This window comes from Nocardioides sp. Z43_10 (assembly GCF_059766615.1).
Map to the genome: position 1 here is coordinate 265,425 of NZ_JCBAJY010000004.1, position 14,483 is coordinate 279,907.

The 14,483-nt window shown below is 73.6% G+C and carries 17 protein-coding genes; 10 read left to right on the forward strand and 7 right to left on the reverse strand.

Features of this window, described 5'->3' with window-relative positions; all coding sequences use genetic code 11:
- Positions 1–18 precede the first annotated feature (18 nt).
- Positions 19–615: a DinB family protein gene (locus tag AC6EI4_RS09560; RefSeq protein ID WP_498422466.1), complete on the reverse strand. Its 597-nt coding sequence runs from the start codon at positions 613–615 to the stop codon at positions 19–21.
- Positions 615–1,232 (reverse strand): DinB family protein, encoded by a 618-nt coding sequence (locus AC6EI4_RS09565; RefSeq protein WP_498422468.1) that lies wholly within the window; start codon positions 1,230–1,232, stop codon positions 615–617. The genes AC6EI4_RS09560 and AC6EI4_RS09565 overlap by 1 nt, the downstream gene beginning before the upstream one ends.
- Positions 1,233–1,293: 61 nt before the next feature.
- On the opposite strand from AC6EI4_RS09565, the gene AC6EI4_RS09570 reads away from it, so the two are divergent.
- Genes AC6EI4_RS09570 through AC6EI4_RS09585 form a run of 4 tightly spaced genes read left to right on the forward strand, consistent with a single transcriptional unit; the run spans position 1,294 to position 3,673 of the window.
- Positions 1,294–2,262 carry a helix-turn-helix transcriptional regulator gene (locus AC6EI4_RS09570; protein WP_498451304.1) on the forward strand — a complete coding sequence of 323 codons (969 nt, stop codon included), beginning with the start codon at positions 1,294–1,296 and terminating at the stop codon, positions 2,260–2,262.
- 4 nt (positions 2,263–2,266) lie between these two features.
- A complete protein-coding gene (locus tag AC6EI4_RS09575) occupies positions 2,267–3,037 on the forward strand; it encodes an endo alpha-1,4 polygalactosaminidase (RefSeq protein WP_498451305.1) in 771 nt (256 codons plus the stop codon).
- 56 nt (positions 3,038–3,093) lie between these two features.
- Positions 3,094–3,288 (forward strand): helix-turn-helix transcriptional regulator, encoded by a 195-nt coding sequence (locus AC6EI4_RS09580; RefSeq protein ID WP_498422473.1) that lies wholly within the window; start codon positions 3,094–3,096, stop codon positions 3,286–3,288.
- Entirely contained in the window at positions 3,275–3,673 is a 399-nt protein-coding gene (locus AC6EI4_RS09585; RefSeq protein WP_498422475.1) for a hypothetical protein, read from the forward strand. Before AC6EI4_RS09580 ends, AC6EI4_RS09585 begins: the two co-directional genes overlap by 14 nt.
- Before the next feature lie 19 nt (positions 3,674–3,692).
- Here the strand turns inward: AC6EI4_RS09585 and AC6EI4_RS09590 are convergent, their stop codons facing one another.
- On the reverse strand, positions 3,693–4,229 hold the full coding sequence (locus AC6EI4_RS09590; protein ID WP_498451306.1) for a CGNR zinc finger domain-containing protein: 537 nt from the start codon (positions 4,227–4,229) through the stop codon (positions 3,693–3,695).
- 39 nt (positions 4,230–4,268) lie between these two features.
- Between AC6EI4_RS09590 and AC6EI4_RS09595 the strand changes: the two genes are divergently transcribed.
- On the forward strand, positions 4,269–5,237 hold the full coding sequence (locus AC6EI4_RS09595; protein WP_498451307.1) for an EamA family transporter: 969 nt from the start codon (positions 4,269–4,271) through the stop codon (positions 5,235–5,237).
- 6 nt (positions 5,238–5,243) lie between these two features.
- Here the strand turns inward: AC6EI4_RS09595 and AC6EI4_RS09600 are convergent, their stop codons facing one another.
- From AC6EI4_RS09600 to ccrA, 3 genes are all read right to left on the reverse strand, one after another.
- Positions 5,244–6,224, reverse strand: coding sequence for an AI-2E family transporter (locus tag AC6EI4_RS09600; protein WP_498451308.1), 981 nt, complete (start codon positions 6,222–6,224; stop codon positions 5,244–5,246).
- A 110-nt stretch (positions 6,225–6,334) separates the two neighbouring features.
- Entirely contained in the window at positions 6,335–7,579 is a 1,245-nt protein-coding gene (locus AC6EI4_RS09605) for a hypothetical protein (RefSeq protein ID WP_498451309.1), read from the reverse strand.
- A gap of 135 nt (positions 7,580–7,714) precedes the next feature.
- The gene (gene ccrA, locus AC6EI4_RS09610; protein WP_498422484.1) at positions 7,715–9,052 is read right to left on the reverse strand and encodes a crotonyl-CoA carboxylase/reductase; all 1,338 of its coding nucleotides are present in this window, start codon (positions 9,050–9,052) and stop codon (positions 7,715–7,717) included.
- Positions 9,053–9,225: 173 nt separating this feature from the next.
- On the opposite strand from ccrA, the gene AC6EI4_RS09615 reads away from it, so the two are divergent.
- The 3 genes from AC6EI4_RS09615 to AC6EI4_RS09625 are packed head-to-tail and all read left to right on the forward strand — an operon-like array spanning position 9,226 to position 11,518.
- A complete protein-coding gene (locus tag AC6EI4_RS09615; protein ID WP_498422485.1) occupies positions 9,226–9,990 on the forward strand; it encodes a LamB/YcsF family protein in 765 nt (254 codons plus the stop codon).
- Positions 9,987–10,649, forward strand: coding sequence for a 5-oxoprolinase subunit B family protein (locus AC6EI4_RS09620; RefSeq protein ID WP_498451310.1), 663 nt, complete (start codon positions 9,987–9,989; stop codon positions 10,647–10,649). Before AC6EI4_RS09615 ends, AC6EI4_RS09620 begins: the two co-directional genes overlap by 4 nt.
- Positions 10,646–11,518 carry a 5-oxoprolinase subunit C family protein gene (locus AC6EI4_RS09625; protein WP_498422489.1) on the forward strand — a complete coding sequence of 291 codons (873 nt, stop codon included), beginning with the start codon at positions 10,646–10,648 and terminating at the stop codon, positions 11,516–11,518. The genes AC6EI4_RS09620 and AC6EI4_RS09625 overlap by 4 nt, the downstream gene beginning before the upstream one ends.
- Positions 11,519–11,564: 46 nt before the next feature.
- Here AC6EI4_RS09625 and mce read toward each other — a convergent pair whose 3' ends face one another.
- Positions 11,565–12,017 carry a methylmalonyl-CoA epimerase gene (gene mce / locus AC6EI4_RS09630; protein ID WP_498422490.1) on the reverse strand — a complete coding sequence of 151 codons (453 nt, stop codon included), beginning with the start codon at positions 12,015–12,017 and terminating at the stop codon, positions 11,565–11,567.
- A 194-nt stretch (positions 12,018–12,211) separates the two neighbouring features.
- Between mce and AC6EI4_RS09635 the strand changes: the two genes are divergently transcribed.
- Positions 12,212–13,399, forward strand: a complete 1,188-nt coding sequence (locus AC6EI4_RS09635) for an acetyl-CoA C-acetyltransferase (protein ID WP_498422491.1) — start codon at positions 12,212–12,214, stop codon at positions 13,397–13,399.
- Positions 13,400–14,392, forward strand: a complete 993-nt coding sequence (meaB, locus tag AC6EI4_RS09640) for a methylmalonyl Co-A mutase-associated GTPase MeaB (protein WP_498422493.1) — start codon at positions 13,400–13,402, stop codon at positions 14,390–14,392.
- The last annotated feature ends 91 nt before the right edge of the window (positions 14,393–14,483 follow it).

Below are 14,483 nucleotides of genomic sequence, written 5' to 3' on the forward strand. Positions count from 1 at the left end.
TGGCCGGCCCTGACGCTCTCAGGCCGGCTGGGCGGGCTGCCACGGAGTGAGCCAGGGCGTGGCCGGCCAGCCCTCGCGCCCGGCCACCAGCTCGTACATGGTGGCGCCGTCCACCGCCTCGCGGACGATGTCGGCGTGCCCGGCGTGCCGGGCCAGCTCCTCGATCAGGTGGAACCACGCCCACCGCACCGACCACGCCTCGATGTCGGTGGGGTTCCACGGCGCCGGCGGCACCGGGACGGGGGTGTCCAGGTCGAGGCGCGTCACGGCGTCCAGCACCCGGCCCGAGACGTCGTCGAACGCGGCGAGCGCCGCCTGGACGGTGTCGCCGGGCAACCAGGTGTACGCCGCCTCCCGGGCGGCGTACCGCTCCTCGTCGCTGCGCTCGTCGACGGGGTGCTCGGGCGCCGCGAGCGCCTGGGCCAGCCAGCCCTCCTGGACGTCGCTCACGTGCTTGACCAGCGCTCCGACGCTGAGCGCGCTCGGGGTCGGAGCCAGCCCGGCCTGCTCGTCGGTGAGGCCGTAGGCCACGGCCCGGAAGGCATCCTGCTGCTGGAGAAGGTAGGCGCGTAGGGCGTCGCGCTCGTCGCGTACGGGTGGGGCCTGTCCGGGCATCAGCTGTGCTCCTCGGTGGTGGCGGCGACGTGGTCGCCGGGGGTCCGGTTCACGGTGGTGGCGCGGTGCAGGTCGCGCAGCAGCGCGATCTCGGCACCGTGGTGGATCAGCTCGCGGTGGATGTGCAGGACCAGTTCGGCCATCGGGTGCTCGGCCCAGGGCCCCTCGGCCTCGCCGCACGGCCGGGTCAGGCCCTCCTCGCCGAGGGCGCGCACGCCGGCCGTCCAGGTCGCGTACGCGTCGTCGAGCTGGGCGAGCGCTCCCTGCGCGGTGCCGGCGTAGTCAAAGGAGACGTAGTCGGTCGGCGGAGCGCCGAAGTGGGCGGCGTTGCGCCCGGCGAGGACGCCGACGATCACGTGCCCCAGCCGCCAGGCGATGGTGGTCACCGGCGCCGGGTCGGGCTCGGGGAAGGCGAAGTCGATCGTGAACGGGCCGCTTCCTCCCTGCACCGGGGCGGTGCCGGTGCCGCGCGGGCGCACGTTCCAGGTCTCGGGCGCCGGCTCCCAGAAGTACTCGGCGTCGGTGAGGTCATCCAGCCGCGGGCGCAGCTGGTGGCGCCAGTGCCAGTCGATCTGGTCGAGGAGAAGGGGGTTCCAGGTCAGGGTCGTCGTGGTCATGAGCCCACCCTGGCGGCAATACAGGACCGTTTCGGTCCGCTACCTCTGCGATCCTGGGGGTATGGCCGACACGACCCAGCGGGTGCTGACCCTGCTCTCCCTGCTCCAGTCGCGTCCGGTGTGGACCGGGCCGGAGCTGGCCGAGAGGCTGGGCGTGACCACCCGCTGCATCCGGCGCGACGTCGAGCGGCTGCGGGAGCTGGGCTACCCGGTCAACGCCACGCAGGGGGTGGGCGGCGGCTACCAGCTCGGTGCCGGCCGGGCGCTGCCGCCCCTGCTGCTCGACGACGAGGAGGCGGTGGCCGTCGCGGTCTCGCTGCGCCTGGCCGCGGGCGGCACCGTGGCCGGCGCGAGCGAGGCGGCGCTGCGGACCCTGGCCAAGCTCGACCAGGTGATGCCGCCGCGGCTGCGCGCGGAGGTGCGGGCGATCCGCGACGCCACCGTGACCCTGGCCGGCACCGCGATCGAGATCGACGGCGAGGCGCTGCTGACCCTGGCCCGAGCCTGTCGCGACAGCGTGCGCGTCCGCTTCGGGTACACCCCGCACGGCCGGGACGCCGGCGAGCGCACGGTGGAGCCGGTGCGGATGGTGGCCGCCGGCCGGCGCTGGTACCTGATGGCCTGGGACGTGGAGCGCGACGACTGGCGGACCTTCCGGCTGGACCGGATGAGCGGGGTCCGGGCGACGACCTGGCGCTTCCCGCCACGCGAGCACCCCGACCCGGCGGCGTTCGTGCAGCGGGCGGTGGCACACGGTCCCTATCGCTGGCAGACCCGGGTGCGGCTCGGCGCGCCGGCCGAGGAGGTGCGCCAGGTGGTCACCCCGCAGTCGGGCACGGTGACCCCGCTGGACGCGTCGAACTGCCTGCTCGAGGCCGGCGCCGACAGCCTGGCGTCGATGGCGCTGCACCTGGCCTGGCTGGGCTTCGAGATCGAGGTACTCGATCCACCCGAGCTGCGCGAGGCGCTGGGCGAGCTCGCGGCCCGGCTGCTCCGGGCAGCCGCCGCCCGGCCCGAGCAGGCACACTGAGCCCGTGCGCCTCGTCTCCCTCGCCCTGCCCGCCGTGCTGGTGACCCTCCTGCTGGGGCTGCTGGGCTCGCCCGCGGCGGCCGCCGGCCCTCCGCCGGGGGCCGGCTGGGACTACCAGCTGGGCGGGCCGCGCGCGGCCCCCGACCACGTCGGCGTGGTGGTCCGCGACCGGGAGGCCGCTCCCGTGCCGGGGCGCTGGAACGTCTGCTACGTCAACGCCTTCCAGACCCAGCCGGACCAGCGCCGGGTGTGGCGCGAGCGGCACTGGCGACTGGTGCTCAAGCAGGGCGGGCGCCCGGTGGTCGACTCCGGGTGGGGGGAGTGGCTGCTGGACCTGCGCACCCCCGCCCACCGGGCTGCACTGAGCGCCATCGTGGGGGAGTGGATCGACGGCTGCGCCGCCGACGGGTTCGACGCCGTCGAGCTCGACAACCTCGACTCGTTCAGCCGCAGCCGGGGGCTGCTGCGCCCGCGCCACGCGAAGGCCTACGCCCGGATGCTGATCGCGCGCGCCCACGACGCCGGGCTGGAGGTGGCGCAGAAGAACTGGGCGGAGCTGGACGGGAGGAGCCTCGGCTTCGACTTCGCCATCGCGGAGTCCTGCGGGCGCTGGCGCGAGTGCGGCGCCTACGTCGCGTCGTACGGGGCCCGGGTGCTGGCGGTGGAGTACGGCCGCGCCGACTTCCGTCGTACCTGCCGGCAGTGGGGGGAGCGGATCCCGGTGCTGCTGCGTGACCGGGCGCTGACGCCTCGGGGCGCGCGCCGGTTCTGCTGAGACGGGGATGTCAAGCACACTTGACACACCCGCATAGTGACAAGCATGCTTGACACATGAAGAACGTCGTGAGGGAGCTGCGCGCGGCCCGGGGCCTGTCCCAGGCGGACCTGGCCCGGGCGCTCGGTGTCTCGCGGCAGACCGTGAACTCGATCGAGACCGGTCGCTACCTGCCGTCCCTGCCGCTGGCCATCACGGTGGCCCGGTTCTTCGGCACGACCGTGGAAGAGGTGTTCGATGTCGATGCGTGAGAGCCCCACGTCCCTGACCCGCTGGGCCATCCCCGCCGTGGCGGTGCTGGCCGGGGTGGCCTACCTGGTGGCCGGCCTGCTGGGCGACGACCTGGCCTTCGGGGTGTTCGGCCTGGTCCTGATGCTGGCCGCCGGCGGAGGCTTCCTGCTCGCCACCCGCTTCAGCGAGACGGCCTCCGGGCTGCGTGAGCGGACCGACGAGCGGATCAACGAGATCGACCGCTCCGCGGCGCTGACGGCCGGGATGAGCGTGCTGCTCGCAGTGCTGGCGATGTTCGTGATCGAGCTGGCCCAAGGCGGGGACGGCTCTCCCTACTACCAGCTCGGAGCGCTCGGCGGCCTGGTGTACCTGGTCTCGCTGCTGTGGCTGCGCTGGCGTCGCTGAGCGGTCGCTCAGGCGCCGCTCAGGCGCCCGCGCGTCGCGCTCGATAGGCCGCCACCGCCACCCGGTTGCCGCACGCGGTGCTGCAGAAGCGCCGCGAGCGGTTGCGGGAGAGGTCGAGGACCAGCCCGTCGCAGCCGTCGTCGGCGCACACACCCAGGCGTGAGGTCTCGTCGGCGCGGATCACGTCGATCATCGCCATCGCGGTCTCCACCACGATCCGCGTCGCCAGCGGCTGCTCGGGGTCGACCGCGTGCAGGTGCCAGTCCCAGTCGTCGTGGCGGACCAGCTGGGGCAGGGCCCGCGCCTCGGCCAGCATCCGGTTGACGAGGCCGGCGGCCGCGTCGCGCTCGCTGGTGAGCAGCTCGCGCAGCGCGGGGCGCAGGGCGCGCACCGCGCCGAGCTCGGCGGTGTCGCGCTGGTGGCGCCCGGTGTACTCGAAGCGCGCGTAGAACGCGTCCAGGTCGGCCACGCTCTGCAGCGTGTCCGGGGGTGAGGCGGTGTTGACCAGGGTCACCGCAGCCAGGAGCGCCACCTCGGTGTCATGGGTGAAGGGCATGTTGACAGGTTACTCAGACCGGACCTAGCGTCATTGCCCATGGGCACGATCACTCATGACACCCGCGCGTCGTCGCGGCTGGGCTCCGGAGTGGCACTGGCGCTGCTGTCCGCGGCCGCCTTCGGCACGTCGGGAGCTCTGGCCCGCGGGCTGCTCGAGGCCGGCTGGTCGGCCGGAGCAGCGGTGACGGTGCGCGTCTGGCTCGGCGCCCTGATCCTGGGGGTCCCGGCTCTGGTGCTGCTGCGCGGGCGCTGGGGGCTGCTGCGCGCCCACGCGGGCCTGGTCGCGACCTACGGACTGGTCGCGGTCGCCGGGTGCCAGCTGTGCTACTTCTACGCGGTCGCCGAGCTGCAGGTCGGCGTGGCGCTGCTGATCGAGTACACCGCGCCGGTCGCGGTGGTGCTGTGGATGTGGGCGCGTCACGGACAGCGGCCCGGGTGGCTGACGGTAGCCGGAGCAGCGATCGCCACGGCGGGGCTGGTCCTGGTCCTGGACCTGATCTCCGGTGCCGACCTGAGCCTGAGCGGGGTGCTGTGGGCGCTCGGTGCGATGCTCGGTGCGGCGACCTACTTCGTGATCTCCGCCGACGAGGACAACGGCCTGCCCCCGCTGGTCCTGGCCGGAGGGGGGCTGCTGGTCGGCGGCCTCGTGCTGGCCACGGCGGGCCTGCTCGGGCTGGTCCCGATGGCGGCCAACACCCGCCCCGTGGCGTACGCCACGGGCACGGTCTCGTGGTGGGTGCCGCTGCTCGGGCTGGGCCTGGTCTCGGCGGCCCTGGCCTACACCGCGGGGATCGGCGCGAGCCGCCGGCTGGGCTCGCGGCTGGCCTCCTTCGTCGCCCTGACCGAGGTGCTCTGCGCCCTGCTCTTCGCCTGGCTCCTGCTCGAGGAGCTGCCGCGTGCCGGGCAGCTCCTCGGTGGCGTGCTGATCCTGGCCGGGGTCGTCGTGGTGAAGACCGGCGAGCGCAACGTCCCCGTGGGCGACCCGGAGTCGCCGCTCAGCGAGTGAGCCGTCTCAGCGGGCGTCCTGGCGCTTGACCACGACCTCGCGCATCAGCAGCAGGATGGCGGCGGCGGTGGGAATCGCCAGCAGCGCGCCGACCACGCCGAGCAGCCCCGCGCCGACCAGCGCCGCGATGACGATGACCGCGCCGGGCACGTCGACCGAGCGCGACATCACCCGCGGGTAGATCACGTAGTTCTCGATCTGCTGGTAGACGACGTAGAACACCACGCAGGCCAGCCCGATCCGGGGGTCGTTGGCCAGGCCGATCGCGCTGACGATGACGGCGCCGAGGGTGGCCCCGATCATCGGGATCACGTCGAGCAGCGCGACCACGAAGGCCAGCGCGACGGCGTACTCGCCGAGGCCGACGACGATCAGGAACACCAGCGAGGTCACACCCGCGGTCAGCGCGACCAGGAAGGCGCCGGAGACGTAGGCGCCGACGTTGCCGAGGATCTCGTCGCCCAGGGCGCTCACCCGGGGGCGCCGGCTGGCCGGCGCGAGCCGGTAGAGCGACGCCTTGAGGTGGGGCAGCGAGGCGAGGAAGTAGAGCGTCAGCGCGATCACGATGAACGCGTTGAACAGCACCGAGAGCACCGCGATGCCGAAGCCCAGCGCGCCGCCGAAGGCCGCCGAGGCGAAGCCGCCCTCGGCGATGTAGTCCTTGGCCCGGTCGATGATCCCGTAGCGCGCGTCGAGCTCCTGGACCCGGTCGTTGTGCTGGAGCTGGTCGAGCCAGTCCGGCGCGCTCTTGGTGATCTGGGTGACCTGCTCGGTGATCACCGGCACCAGCGCCAGCAGGAACAGGGTGATGCCGAGCACCACGAAGCCGATCACCACCGTGACCGCCCACGGGCGCCGCAGCCCGCCGTGCACGATCAGCAGCTCGACCCAGGGGTTGAGGCCCACCGCGAGGAACGCCGCGACCACGATCAGCAGCAGGCTCGAGCTGATCGAGACGACCTGCGTGCCGAGCCAGATCGCGAGCATCGCGCCCAGGGCCCCGAAGAAGCCGATGGTGAAGGGGGAGTGCGAGAGCAGCGGCCGCCCCTGGCGAGGTGCCCGGGGGCGGCCGCTGCGTGGCTCGGCGGGTGCCTCGGTCAGGACTCGTCCTCGGTGAACCCCGCGACGACGTCGCGCAGGGCGCCCAGCTGGGCGGCGATCGCGTCGCGACGCTTGGACATCCGCTCCACCTCGGCGCGGATCACGGCGAGCTCGCGCTCCGCCTCAGCGTCGCCGCTGGCGGCGATCGACTGGGCCTGGGTGCGCGCGGAGGTGACGATCTGCTCGGCCTCGCGCCGCGCCCGGCTGACCAGGGCCTCGGACTCGGTCTGGGCCTGCTGACGCTGGGCGTTGGCTTGGGTCATGGCCTCGCGGGCCCGCTCCTCGGCGGCGGCCGCGCGCTGCTCGGCCTCCTCGACGAGGCGACGCGTCTCGGCGGTGGCGCTGTTGTGGTGGTCGGTGGCCTCGCGGGCCAGGCGCTCCTTCTCCACCGCCAGCGTGCGGCGCGCCTCCTGCACCTCCCGGTCGGCGGCAGCGCGGGCCTGCTCGGACTCGCGGGTCGCGGAGATGCGCAGGTCGTTGGCCTCCTGCTGGGCGGCCAGCCGCAGCTGGTCGGCCTCGCGCCGTGCCGAGGCGAGGGTGTCGGCGGCCTCGGCCCGAGCCAGGGTCCGCTCCTGCTCGGCGTCGGCGAGGATGCGGATGCGCCGCTCCTCGAGGTCCTTGAGCTGGACGATGCGCATGTCCTCGGCCTCGCGGCTGGCGTCGGCGCGGATCGCCTTCGCGTCCCGGGCGGCCTGCTCGCGGATCTCCCCGGCGTCGCGCTCGGCCGAGGCCCGGACGTCGGCGGCCTCCTCCTCGGCCAGGCGCAGCATGGCGCTGGCTCGGCCGCCGAGACCGGCGTAGGAGGGGTTCTTGTTCTCGTCGAGCTCGGTGCGCAGCCGCTCGGTCTCGGCCTCGAGGCCGGCCAGGCGCTGCTGCGCCTGGGCCAGGTCGCCGGCCAGCGCGGCCCGCTCGGCGAGCATCGCCTGCAGCTGCGCGTCCACCGCCTGGCGGTCGTAGCCGCCGCGACGCACCACGGGCAGGCTGCCCGGGTCGAACGCGCTCGCGCCCGAGGCCATCGCCGGGCGCTGCTGTCCGGTCGGGCCGGGCTGAGCGACCGGGCGCTGCGCGGTCGGCGGCGCCGTCCGCCCGGGGGCGGTGGGAGGTGGCGTGGAGGCGGCGGATCGGGCGGTGCCGCCCTGCTCCTGCTCCACGGCCGGGATCAACCGGGTCGGCTGGTCATCGACGGACGCCTCGGTGCCCCCCGGCTCCTCGTCGAAGATGGACAGACCCTGGTTGCTCATGTCGTGGCTACCTCTTCCTGGCGGTGCGGCGAAGGACTCAAGTGTCGCGCATGGGCGGTGAACAACCCACCCCGGCTCGCAGGCGTTCGGCGAGCCGGGGTGGGAATGTCGCGGGGGCCCCGAGAGGCCGCCGGCTCAGACGCCGCGGAAGCGGTTGATCTCGGTCAGGTGGCGGCTGCGCATCTCCTGGTCGCGCACGCCCAGACCCTCCTCGGGGGCCAGGCAGAGCACGCCGACCTTGCCCTGGTGGGCGTTCTGGTGGACGTCGAGCGCGGCCTGGCCGACCTCGTTCAGGCCGTAGGTCTGCGACAGCGTCGGGTGGATCATGCCCTTCGCGATGAGCCGGTTGGCCTCCCAGGACTCGCGGTAGTTGGCGAAGTGCGAGGAGATGATCCGCTTGAGGTTCATCCACAGGTACCGGTTGTCGTACTCGTGCATGTAGCCCGAGGTCGAGGCGCAGGTGGTGATCGTGCCGCCCTTGCGGGTCACGTACACGCTCGCGCCGAAGGTCTCGCGGCCCGGGTGCTCGAAGACGATGTCGATGTCCTCGCCGCCGGTGAGCTCGCGGATCTTCGCGCCGAAGCGCTTCCACTCCTTGGGGTCCTGGGTGTGCTCGTCCTTCCAGAACTGGTAGTTCTCCTCGGAGCGGTTGATGATCAGCTCCGCGCCCATGCTGCGGGCGATCGCGGCCTTCTCCTCGTTGGAGACCACGCAGATCGGGGTCGCGCCGCCGTTGAGGGCGTACTGCGTGGCGAAGCCGCCGAGGCCGCCCGAGGCGCCCCAGACCAGGACGTTGTCGCCCTGCTTCATCGCGCCGCCGTTCTTGGAGACCAGCTGGCGGTACGCCGTGGAGTTCACCAGGCCGGGGGAGGCGGCCTCCTCCCAGGTCAGGTGGGCGGGCTTGGGCATCAGCTGGTTGGACTTGACCAGCGCGATCTCGGCGAGGCCGCCGAAGTTGGTCTCGAAGCCCCAGATCCGCTGCTGCGGGTCGAGCATCGTGTCGTCGTGGCCGTCGGGGTCCTCGAGCTCGACCGAGAGGCAGTGGGCGACGACCTCGGTGCCGGGCTTCCAGCGGGTGACGCCGGGGCCGGTCTTGAGCACGACGCCGGCCAGGTCGGAGCCGACCACGTGGTAGGGCAGGTCGTGGCGCTTGGTGAGCTCGGACTGGCGCCCGTAGCGCTCCAGGAAGCCGAACGTGGAGACCGGCTCGAAGATCGAGGTCCACACGGTGTTGTAGTTGATCGCCGAGGCCATCACCGCGACGTACGCCTCGCCGGGTCCGAGCTCGGGCAGCGGCACGTCGTCGAGGTGCAGCGACTTGCGGGGGTCCTTGTCGCGGGTGGCGACGCCCTCGAACATGTCGACCTCGTCCTTGTGGACCGTCACCGCCCGGTAGGACTCCGGGAGGGGCAGTGCGGCGAAGTCCTCCGCGCTGGTGTCGCCGGCGAGGATTGCGTCGAGAATCTGCTTCACGGGTACTCCTGTGTCGAGGCGGGGCTGCGGCAAGTGGTGCGGAATCTACTCAGGAGTAGCACCGGGTGTCAGCCCCGTGTGATCTATCTTGCGGACCCTCGACACAACTCCTACGCTGCGCGGGACCCGGGCGCCACCAGTCCGTCCCGCCGATCGAACTCCTCAGGAGACCTGTGACCGCGCCTCGCGTCGACCTCAACAGCGACGTGGGGGAGTCCTTTGGGCGCTGGGTGCTGGGCGACGACGAGGCCATGCTCGCCGTGGTGAGCAGCGCGAACGTCGCCTGCGGCTTCCACGCCGGGGACCCGCTCACCCTGCAGACGACCTGTCGCCACGCCGCGGCGCAGGGCGTCGCGGTCGGCGCCCAGGTGGGCTACCGCGATCTGGCCGGCTTCGGCCGGCGCTTCATCGAGATGGAGCCGGCCGAGCTGACCGCCGACGTGCTCTACCAGATCGGGGCGCTGGAGGCGATGGCGCGCGCGGCGGGGACGCGGGTGCGCTACGTCAAGCCGCACGGCGCCCTCTACAACGCGGTCGTGCACCACGAGGAGCAGGCGCGGGCGGTGGTCGCCGCGGTCCGCGCCTGGGACCCGTCGCTGCCGGTGCTGGGCCTGCCCGGCAGCGTGCTGCTGCGGGTGGCGCAGGAGGCCGGGCTGCGCGTGGTGCGCGAGGTCTTCGCCGACCGGGGCTACACCCCGCACGGCACCCTAGTGGCGCGCCGCGCGGCCGGCGCCCTGCTGAGCGACCCCGAGGTGGTGGCCCGGCGGGTGGTCCGGATGGTCACCGAGGGCGTGGTGGAGGCCGTCGACGGCAGCGAGGTGGCGCTGAGCGCGGAGTCGGTGTGCGTGCACGGCGACTCCGCGGACGCCGTGCGGATGGCGCGCCGGATCCGGGAGGAGCTGGCCCGGGTCGGGGTCGACGTGGAGCCGTTCGTGTGACGGGCCGGCGCGGCCCGACCCCCCGCCTGCTGCCGTACGGCGACCGGGCGGTGCTGGTCGAGCTGGCCGACACCGCGGCGGTGCTGCGCCTGGTCGACGCGCTGAGCGCCGCCGCTGTGTCCAGCGTGGGCGACCTGGTCCCGGCCAGCTCGACGGTCCTGTGCCTGGCCGGCGAGGGCGTGCCCGTCGCCCGCCTGCGCGCGGACCTGGCCGCGACCCTGGAGCGCCTCGCCGGCTCCACCGACCCGACCCCCGGCCCGCCGGCGTCCGCGCGAGAGGACGTGGTGGAGATCCCGGTGCGCTACGACGGCCCGGACCTGGCCGAGGTGTGCCGGCTGACCGGCCTGGCCGCCGAGGAGGTGGTCCGCGCCCACACCGGCACCCCCTGGCGGGTGGCGTTCGGCGGCTTCGCGCCCGGCTTCGGCTACCTCGTCGGCGGCGACCCCCGGCTGCGGGTGCCGCGCCGACCGCGTCCGCGCACGCGCGTGCCCGCCGGGGCGGTGGCGCTGGCCGACGAGTACAGCGGGGTCTACCCGCGTGAGTCGCCCGGGGGCTGGCAGCTGATCGGCACCACGCGCGTGTCGACGTGGGACCTGGAGCGCGAGCCGCCCGCGCTGCTGCGCCCCGGCGCGAGCGTCCGTTTCGTGGTGGAGTCGTGAGCCGCCCCCGGCTGCGGGTGCGCCGCGTCGGCGGTCCGTGCCTGGTCGAGGACCTGGGGCGCCCGGGCCAGGCGGCGATCGGGGTGGGTCGCAGCGGCGCGGCCGACCGGGCGTCGTACCTGCTCGCGAACCGGATGCTCGCCAACCCGCCCGGGGCGGCCGCCCTCGAGGTGGTGCTGGGGGGACTCGAGCTGGTCGTCGAGGAGGCCCTCGCCTGGGTCTGCGTGACCGGGGCACCCGCCCCGGTGAGCGTGGCGGGGCGCGAGGTCGGGCCCGGCCGGGTGGTGGCCGTCCCGGCCGGCTCGGTGCTCCGGCTGGGCACGCCGCCGGGCGGACTGCGCTCCTACCTGGCGGTGCGCGGCGGCATCGACGTGCCCCCGGTGCTGGGCTCACGCAGCCGCGACGTGCTGGCCGGGCTCGGCCCGGCGCCCGTCGTGCCCGGTGACGTGCTCGACGTCGGGGAGCCGGGGGAGGCCCAGCCCGTGGTCGGCGCGGTGGCGCTGCCCGGCTACCGCGACGAGGTGGTGCTGCGGGCGGTGCCGGGGCCGCGCCACCACCGGATCGCGGACCTGGGGGCTCTGGTCACCACGACGTGGACGGCCTCGGCGGACTCCGACCGGGTGGGCATGCGCCTGACCGGGGGAGTGCTGGCACCTGCCCCGGGTGCCGTCGCACTGGCCAGCGAGGGAGTGCTGCGCGGAGCGATCCAGGTCCCGCCCGCCGGCGAGCCCGTCCTGTTCCTGGCCGACCATCCGGTCACCGGCGGCTACCCGGTGGTGGCCGTGGTGCTCGACGCCGACGTCGACCGGGCGGCGCAGGTGCGCCCAGGTGAGCGGCTACGGCTCACCTGGGCGCGCACCTGGCGCTGAGTCATCCAGCGCCGAATCATCTAGTGCTGAGTCATCTAGTGCTGAGTCAGTGCGCGGGAACCTTCGCCGGTTCGACGAGCTCGACGAGCACGCCACCGGCGTCCTTGGGGTGCACGAAGTTGATCCGGGAGTCCGACGTGCCGCGGCGCGGGGCGTCGTAGAGCAGGCGCAGGCCGCGCTCGCGCAGGATCGCCGAGACCTGCTCGACGTCGGTGACGCGGTAGGCGAGCTGCTGCAGGCCCGGACCGGAGCGGTCGAGGAACTTGGCGATCGTGGACTGCTCGTTCAGCGGGGCCAGCAGCTGGATGCAGGAGCCGGAGTCACCGACGGCCACCATCGCCTCGCGGACCCCCTGCGCCTCGTTCACCTCCTGGTGCACCACATGCATGCCGAACTTGTCGCGATACATCGCGATCGCCTCGTCCAGGTCGGGCACGGCGACGCCGACGTGGTCGATGCAGGTGAACAGGTGCTCGGGAATCTCCAGCGGGGCTGTCATGAACGCCATCGTACGCCGAGGCCCAGGCCCCGCCAGGGGCTCAGCGCACTCGCCGCCGGCTGTGACGAGCGCTACAGTCCACGCGTGCGGCGGACCCCTCCCCGGAGACGGCTACTCATGGGTATCGTCGCTGGTCATGACCGGCCCGTGACTCGTGGGCCGGGAAAAAGTGAACCCGTTGCCAGGGAGGCACCATGTCCGGATCCGTCATCGTCGCGGGGGCACGCACCCCCATCGGACGCCTGCTGGGCGGACTGAAGAGCCAGTCGGCCGCCGACCTGGGCGGGGTCGCCATCCAGGGCGCCCTGGAGAGGGCCGGCGTCACCGGCGACCAGGTCGAGTACGTCATCATGGGCCACGTCATCCAGGCCGGGGCCGGGCAGATCACCGCCCGCCAGGCGGCCGTCAAGGGCGGCATCCCGATGAACGTGCCCGCGCTGACCATCAACAAGGTCTGCCTCTCGGGCATCAACGCCATCGCGCTGGCCGACCAGCTGATCCGCGCCGGCGAGCACGACATCGTCGTCGCCGGCGGCATGGAGTCGATGACCAACGCTCCGCACGTGCTGCCCAAGTCGCGCGAGGGCTTCAAGTACGGCGACGTCGCGCTGGTCGACTCGATGGCCTACGACGCGCTCTACGACCAGTTCACGAACCAGGCGATGGGCATCCTCACCGAGGAGTGCAACGCCGCCTCGGCCAAGCTCACCCGCGAGGAGCAGGACATCTTCTCCGCGCGCAGCCACGAGCTCGCCGCGGCCGCGGCCAAGAACGGCGTCTTCGACAACGAGATCGTCCCGGTCACCATCAAGGGCCGCGGTGGCGAGACCCAGGTCGCCACCGACGAGGGCGTGCGCGGCGACACCACCGCCGAGTCGCTGGCCAAGCTGCGTGCCGCCTTCGCCAAGGAGGGCACGATCACCGCGGGCTCCTCCTCGCAGATCTCCGACGGCGCCTGCGCCGTGGTGGTGATGAGCAAGGCCAAGGCCGAGGAGCTCGGCCTGGAGTGGCTCGCCGAGATCGGTGCCTCCGGCCAGGTCGCCGGCCCCGACTCGACCCTGCAGCTCCAGCCGTCGGCGGCGATCGCCAAGGCGGCCGAGAAGGAGGGCATCTCGGTCCAGGACATCGACCTGTTCGAGATCAACGAGGCCTTCGCGGCCGTGGGCATCGCCTCGGCGCGCGACCTCGGCGTCGACGAGGAGAAGGTCAACGTCAACGGCGGCGCCATCGCGCTGGGACACCCGGTCGGCATGTCCGGGGCCCGGATCGTGCTGCACCTCGCACTGGAGCTGCAGCGTCGCGGTGGCGGCATCGGCGCGGCCGCCCTGTGCGGTGGCGGCGGCCAGGGCGACGCGCTGATCGTGCGCGTGCCGAAGGCCTGAGTGAGCACCAGCAACGGGACCCTCGGGGGCCGACGTCGCGCTGCGGCGTCGGTCCCCGACCTCGTCTCCCGGGCCCGCGAGGGTGAGCCCCGAGCCGTCGCCCGGCTGATCTCCCTGGTGGAGGACGCCTCGCCGCTGCTGCGCGAGGTGATGGCCGCGCTGGCGCCGTACACCGGGAACGCCCAGGTCGTCGGGATCACCGGCTCCCCGGGCGTCGGCAAGTCGACCTCGACCAGCGCCCTGGTCACCGAGCTGCGCCGGGCGGGCAAGCGCGTCGGCGTGCTGGCCATCGACCCCTCCTCGCCGTTCACCGGGGGCGCCCTGCTGGGCGACCGGGTGCGGATGCAGGACCACGCGCTGGACCCCGAGGTGTACATCCGCTCGATGGCCTCGCGCGGGCATCTGGGCGGCCTGTCCTGGGCGACCCCCCAGGCGATGCGCGTGCTCGACGCCGCCGGCTGCGACGTGATCCTCGTCGAGACCGTCGGGGTGGGCCAGAGCGAGGTCGAGATCGCCGGCCAGGCCGACACCACGCTGGTGCTGCTCGCGCCCGGGATGGGCGACGGGATCCAGGCGGCGAAGGCGGGGATCCTCGAGATCGGCGACCTGTTCGTGGTCAACAAGGCCGACCGCGACGGGGCCGACCAGCTGCGCCGCGAGATCCGGTCGATGGTCTCGCTCTCCGAGCGACGGGAGGGAGCCTGGCAGCCGCCGATCGTGAAGACGATCGCGGCGAAGGAGGAGGGGGTCGACGAGGTCGTCGCGGAGATTGGGCGCCATCACGCCTGGCTGCGTGAGAGCGGCGAGCTCGAGCGTCGGCGCACTGCCCGGGCGCGCCACGAGATCGAGACGATCGCGGTCACCGCGCTGCGCGAGCGCTGGGGGGACGTCGGCGGCCGCACCGAGCTCGACGACCTCGCCGCCCGGGTCGCGGCGGGGGAGTCCGACCCCTACGCGGCGGCCGACGAGCTGCTCGCGGCGTACGCGGAGTAGCGTGACCGCGGGCCTGTGATCGGGCTCGCACGGCTGGGGCGGGGCAGAGCGTGCGAGGCGCCGGGTCCCGTGTGATAGTTAGGTGAGCCTC

What these genes read in the sequence shown, in the direction of transcription:
- AC6EI4_RS09595 (WP_498451307.1), top strand. Translation starts at nt 4,269, where the DNA reads ATGGGCACGATCACTCATGACACCCGCGCGTCGTCGCGGCTGGGCTCC.
- AC6EI4_RS09580 (WP_498422473.1), top strand. Translation starts at nt 3,094, where the DNA reads ATGAAGAACGTCGTGAGGGAGCTGCGCGCGGCCCGGGGCCTGTCCCAG.
- AC6EI4_RS09600 (WP_498451308.1), bottom strand. Translation starts at nt 6,224, where the DNA reads ATGCTCGCGATCTGGCTCGGCACGCAGGTCGTCTCGATCAGCTCGAGC.
- AC6EI4_RS09560 (WP_498422466.1), bottom strand. Translation starts at nt 615, where the DNA reads ATGCCCGGACAGGCCCCACCCGTACGCGACGAGCGCGACGCCCTACGC.
- AC6EI4_RS09585 (WP_498422475.1), top strand. Translation starts at nt 3,275, where the DNA reads ATGTCGATGCGTGAGAGCCCCACGTCCCTGACCCGCTGGGCCATCCCC.
- AC6EI4_RS09635 (WP_498422491.1), top strand. Translation starts at nt 12,212, where the DNA reads ATGTCCGGATCCGTCATCGTCGCGGGGGCACGCACCCCCATCGGACGC.
- AC6EI4_RS09590 (WP_498451306.1), bottom strand. Translation starts at nt 4,229, where the DNA reads ATGCCCTTCACCCATGACACCGAGGTGGCGCTCCTGGCTGCGGTGACC.
- AC6EI4_RS09565 (WP_498422468.1), bottom strand. Translation starts at nt 1,232, where the DNA reads ATGACCACGACGACCCTGACCTGGAACCCCCTTCTCCTCGACCAGATC.
- mce (WP_498422490.1), bottom strand. Translation starts at nt 12,017, where the DNA reads ATGACAGCCCCGCTGGAGATTCCCGAGCACCTGTTCACCTGCATCGAC.
- AC6EI4_RS09605 (WP_498451309.1), bottom strand. Translation starts at nt 7,579, where the DNA reads ATGAGCAACCAGGGTCTGTCCATCTTCGACGAGGAGCCGGGGGGCACC.
- AC6EI4_RS09570 (WP_498451304.1), top strand. Translation starts at nt 1,294, where the DNA reads ATGGCCGACACGACCCAGCGGGTGCTGACCCTGCTCTCCCTGCTCCAG.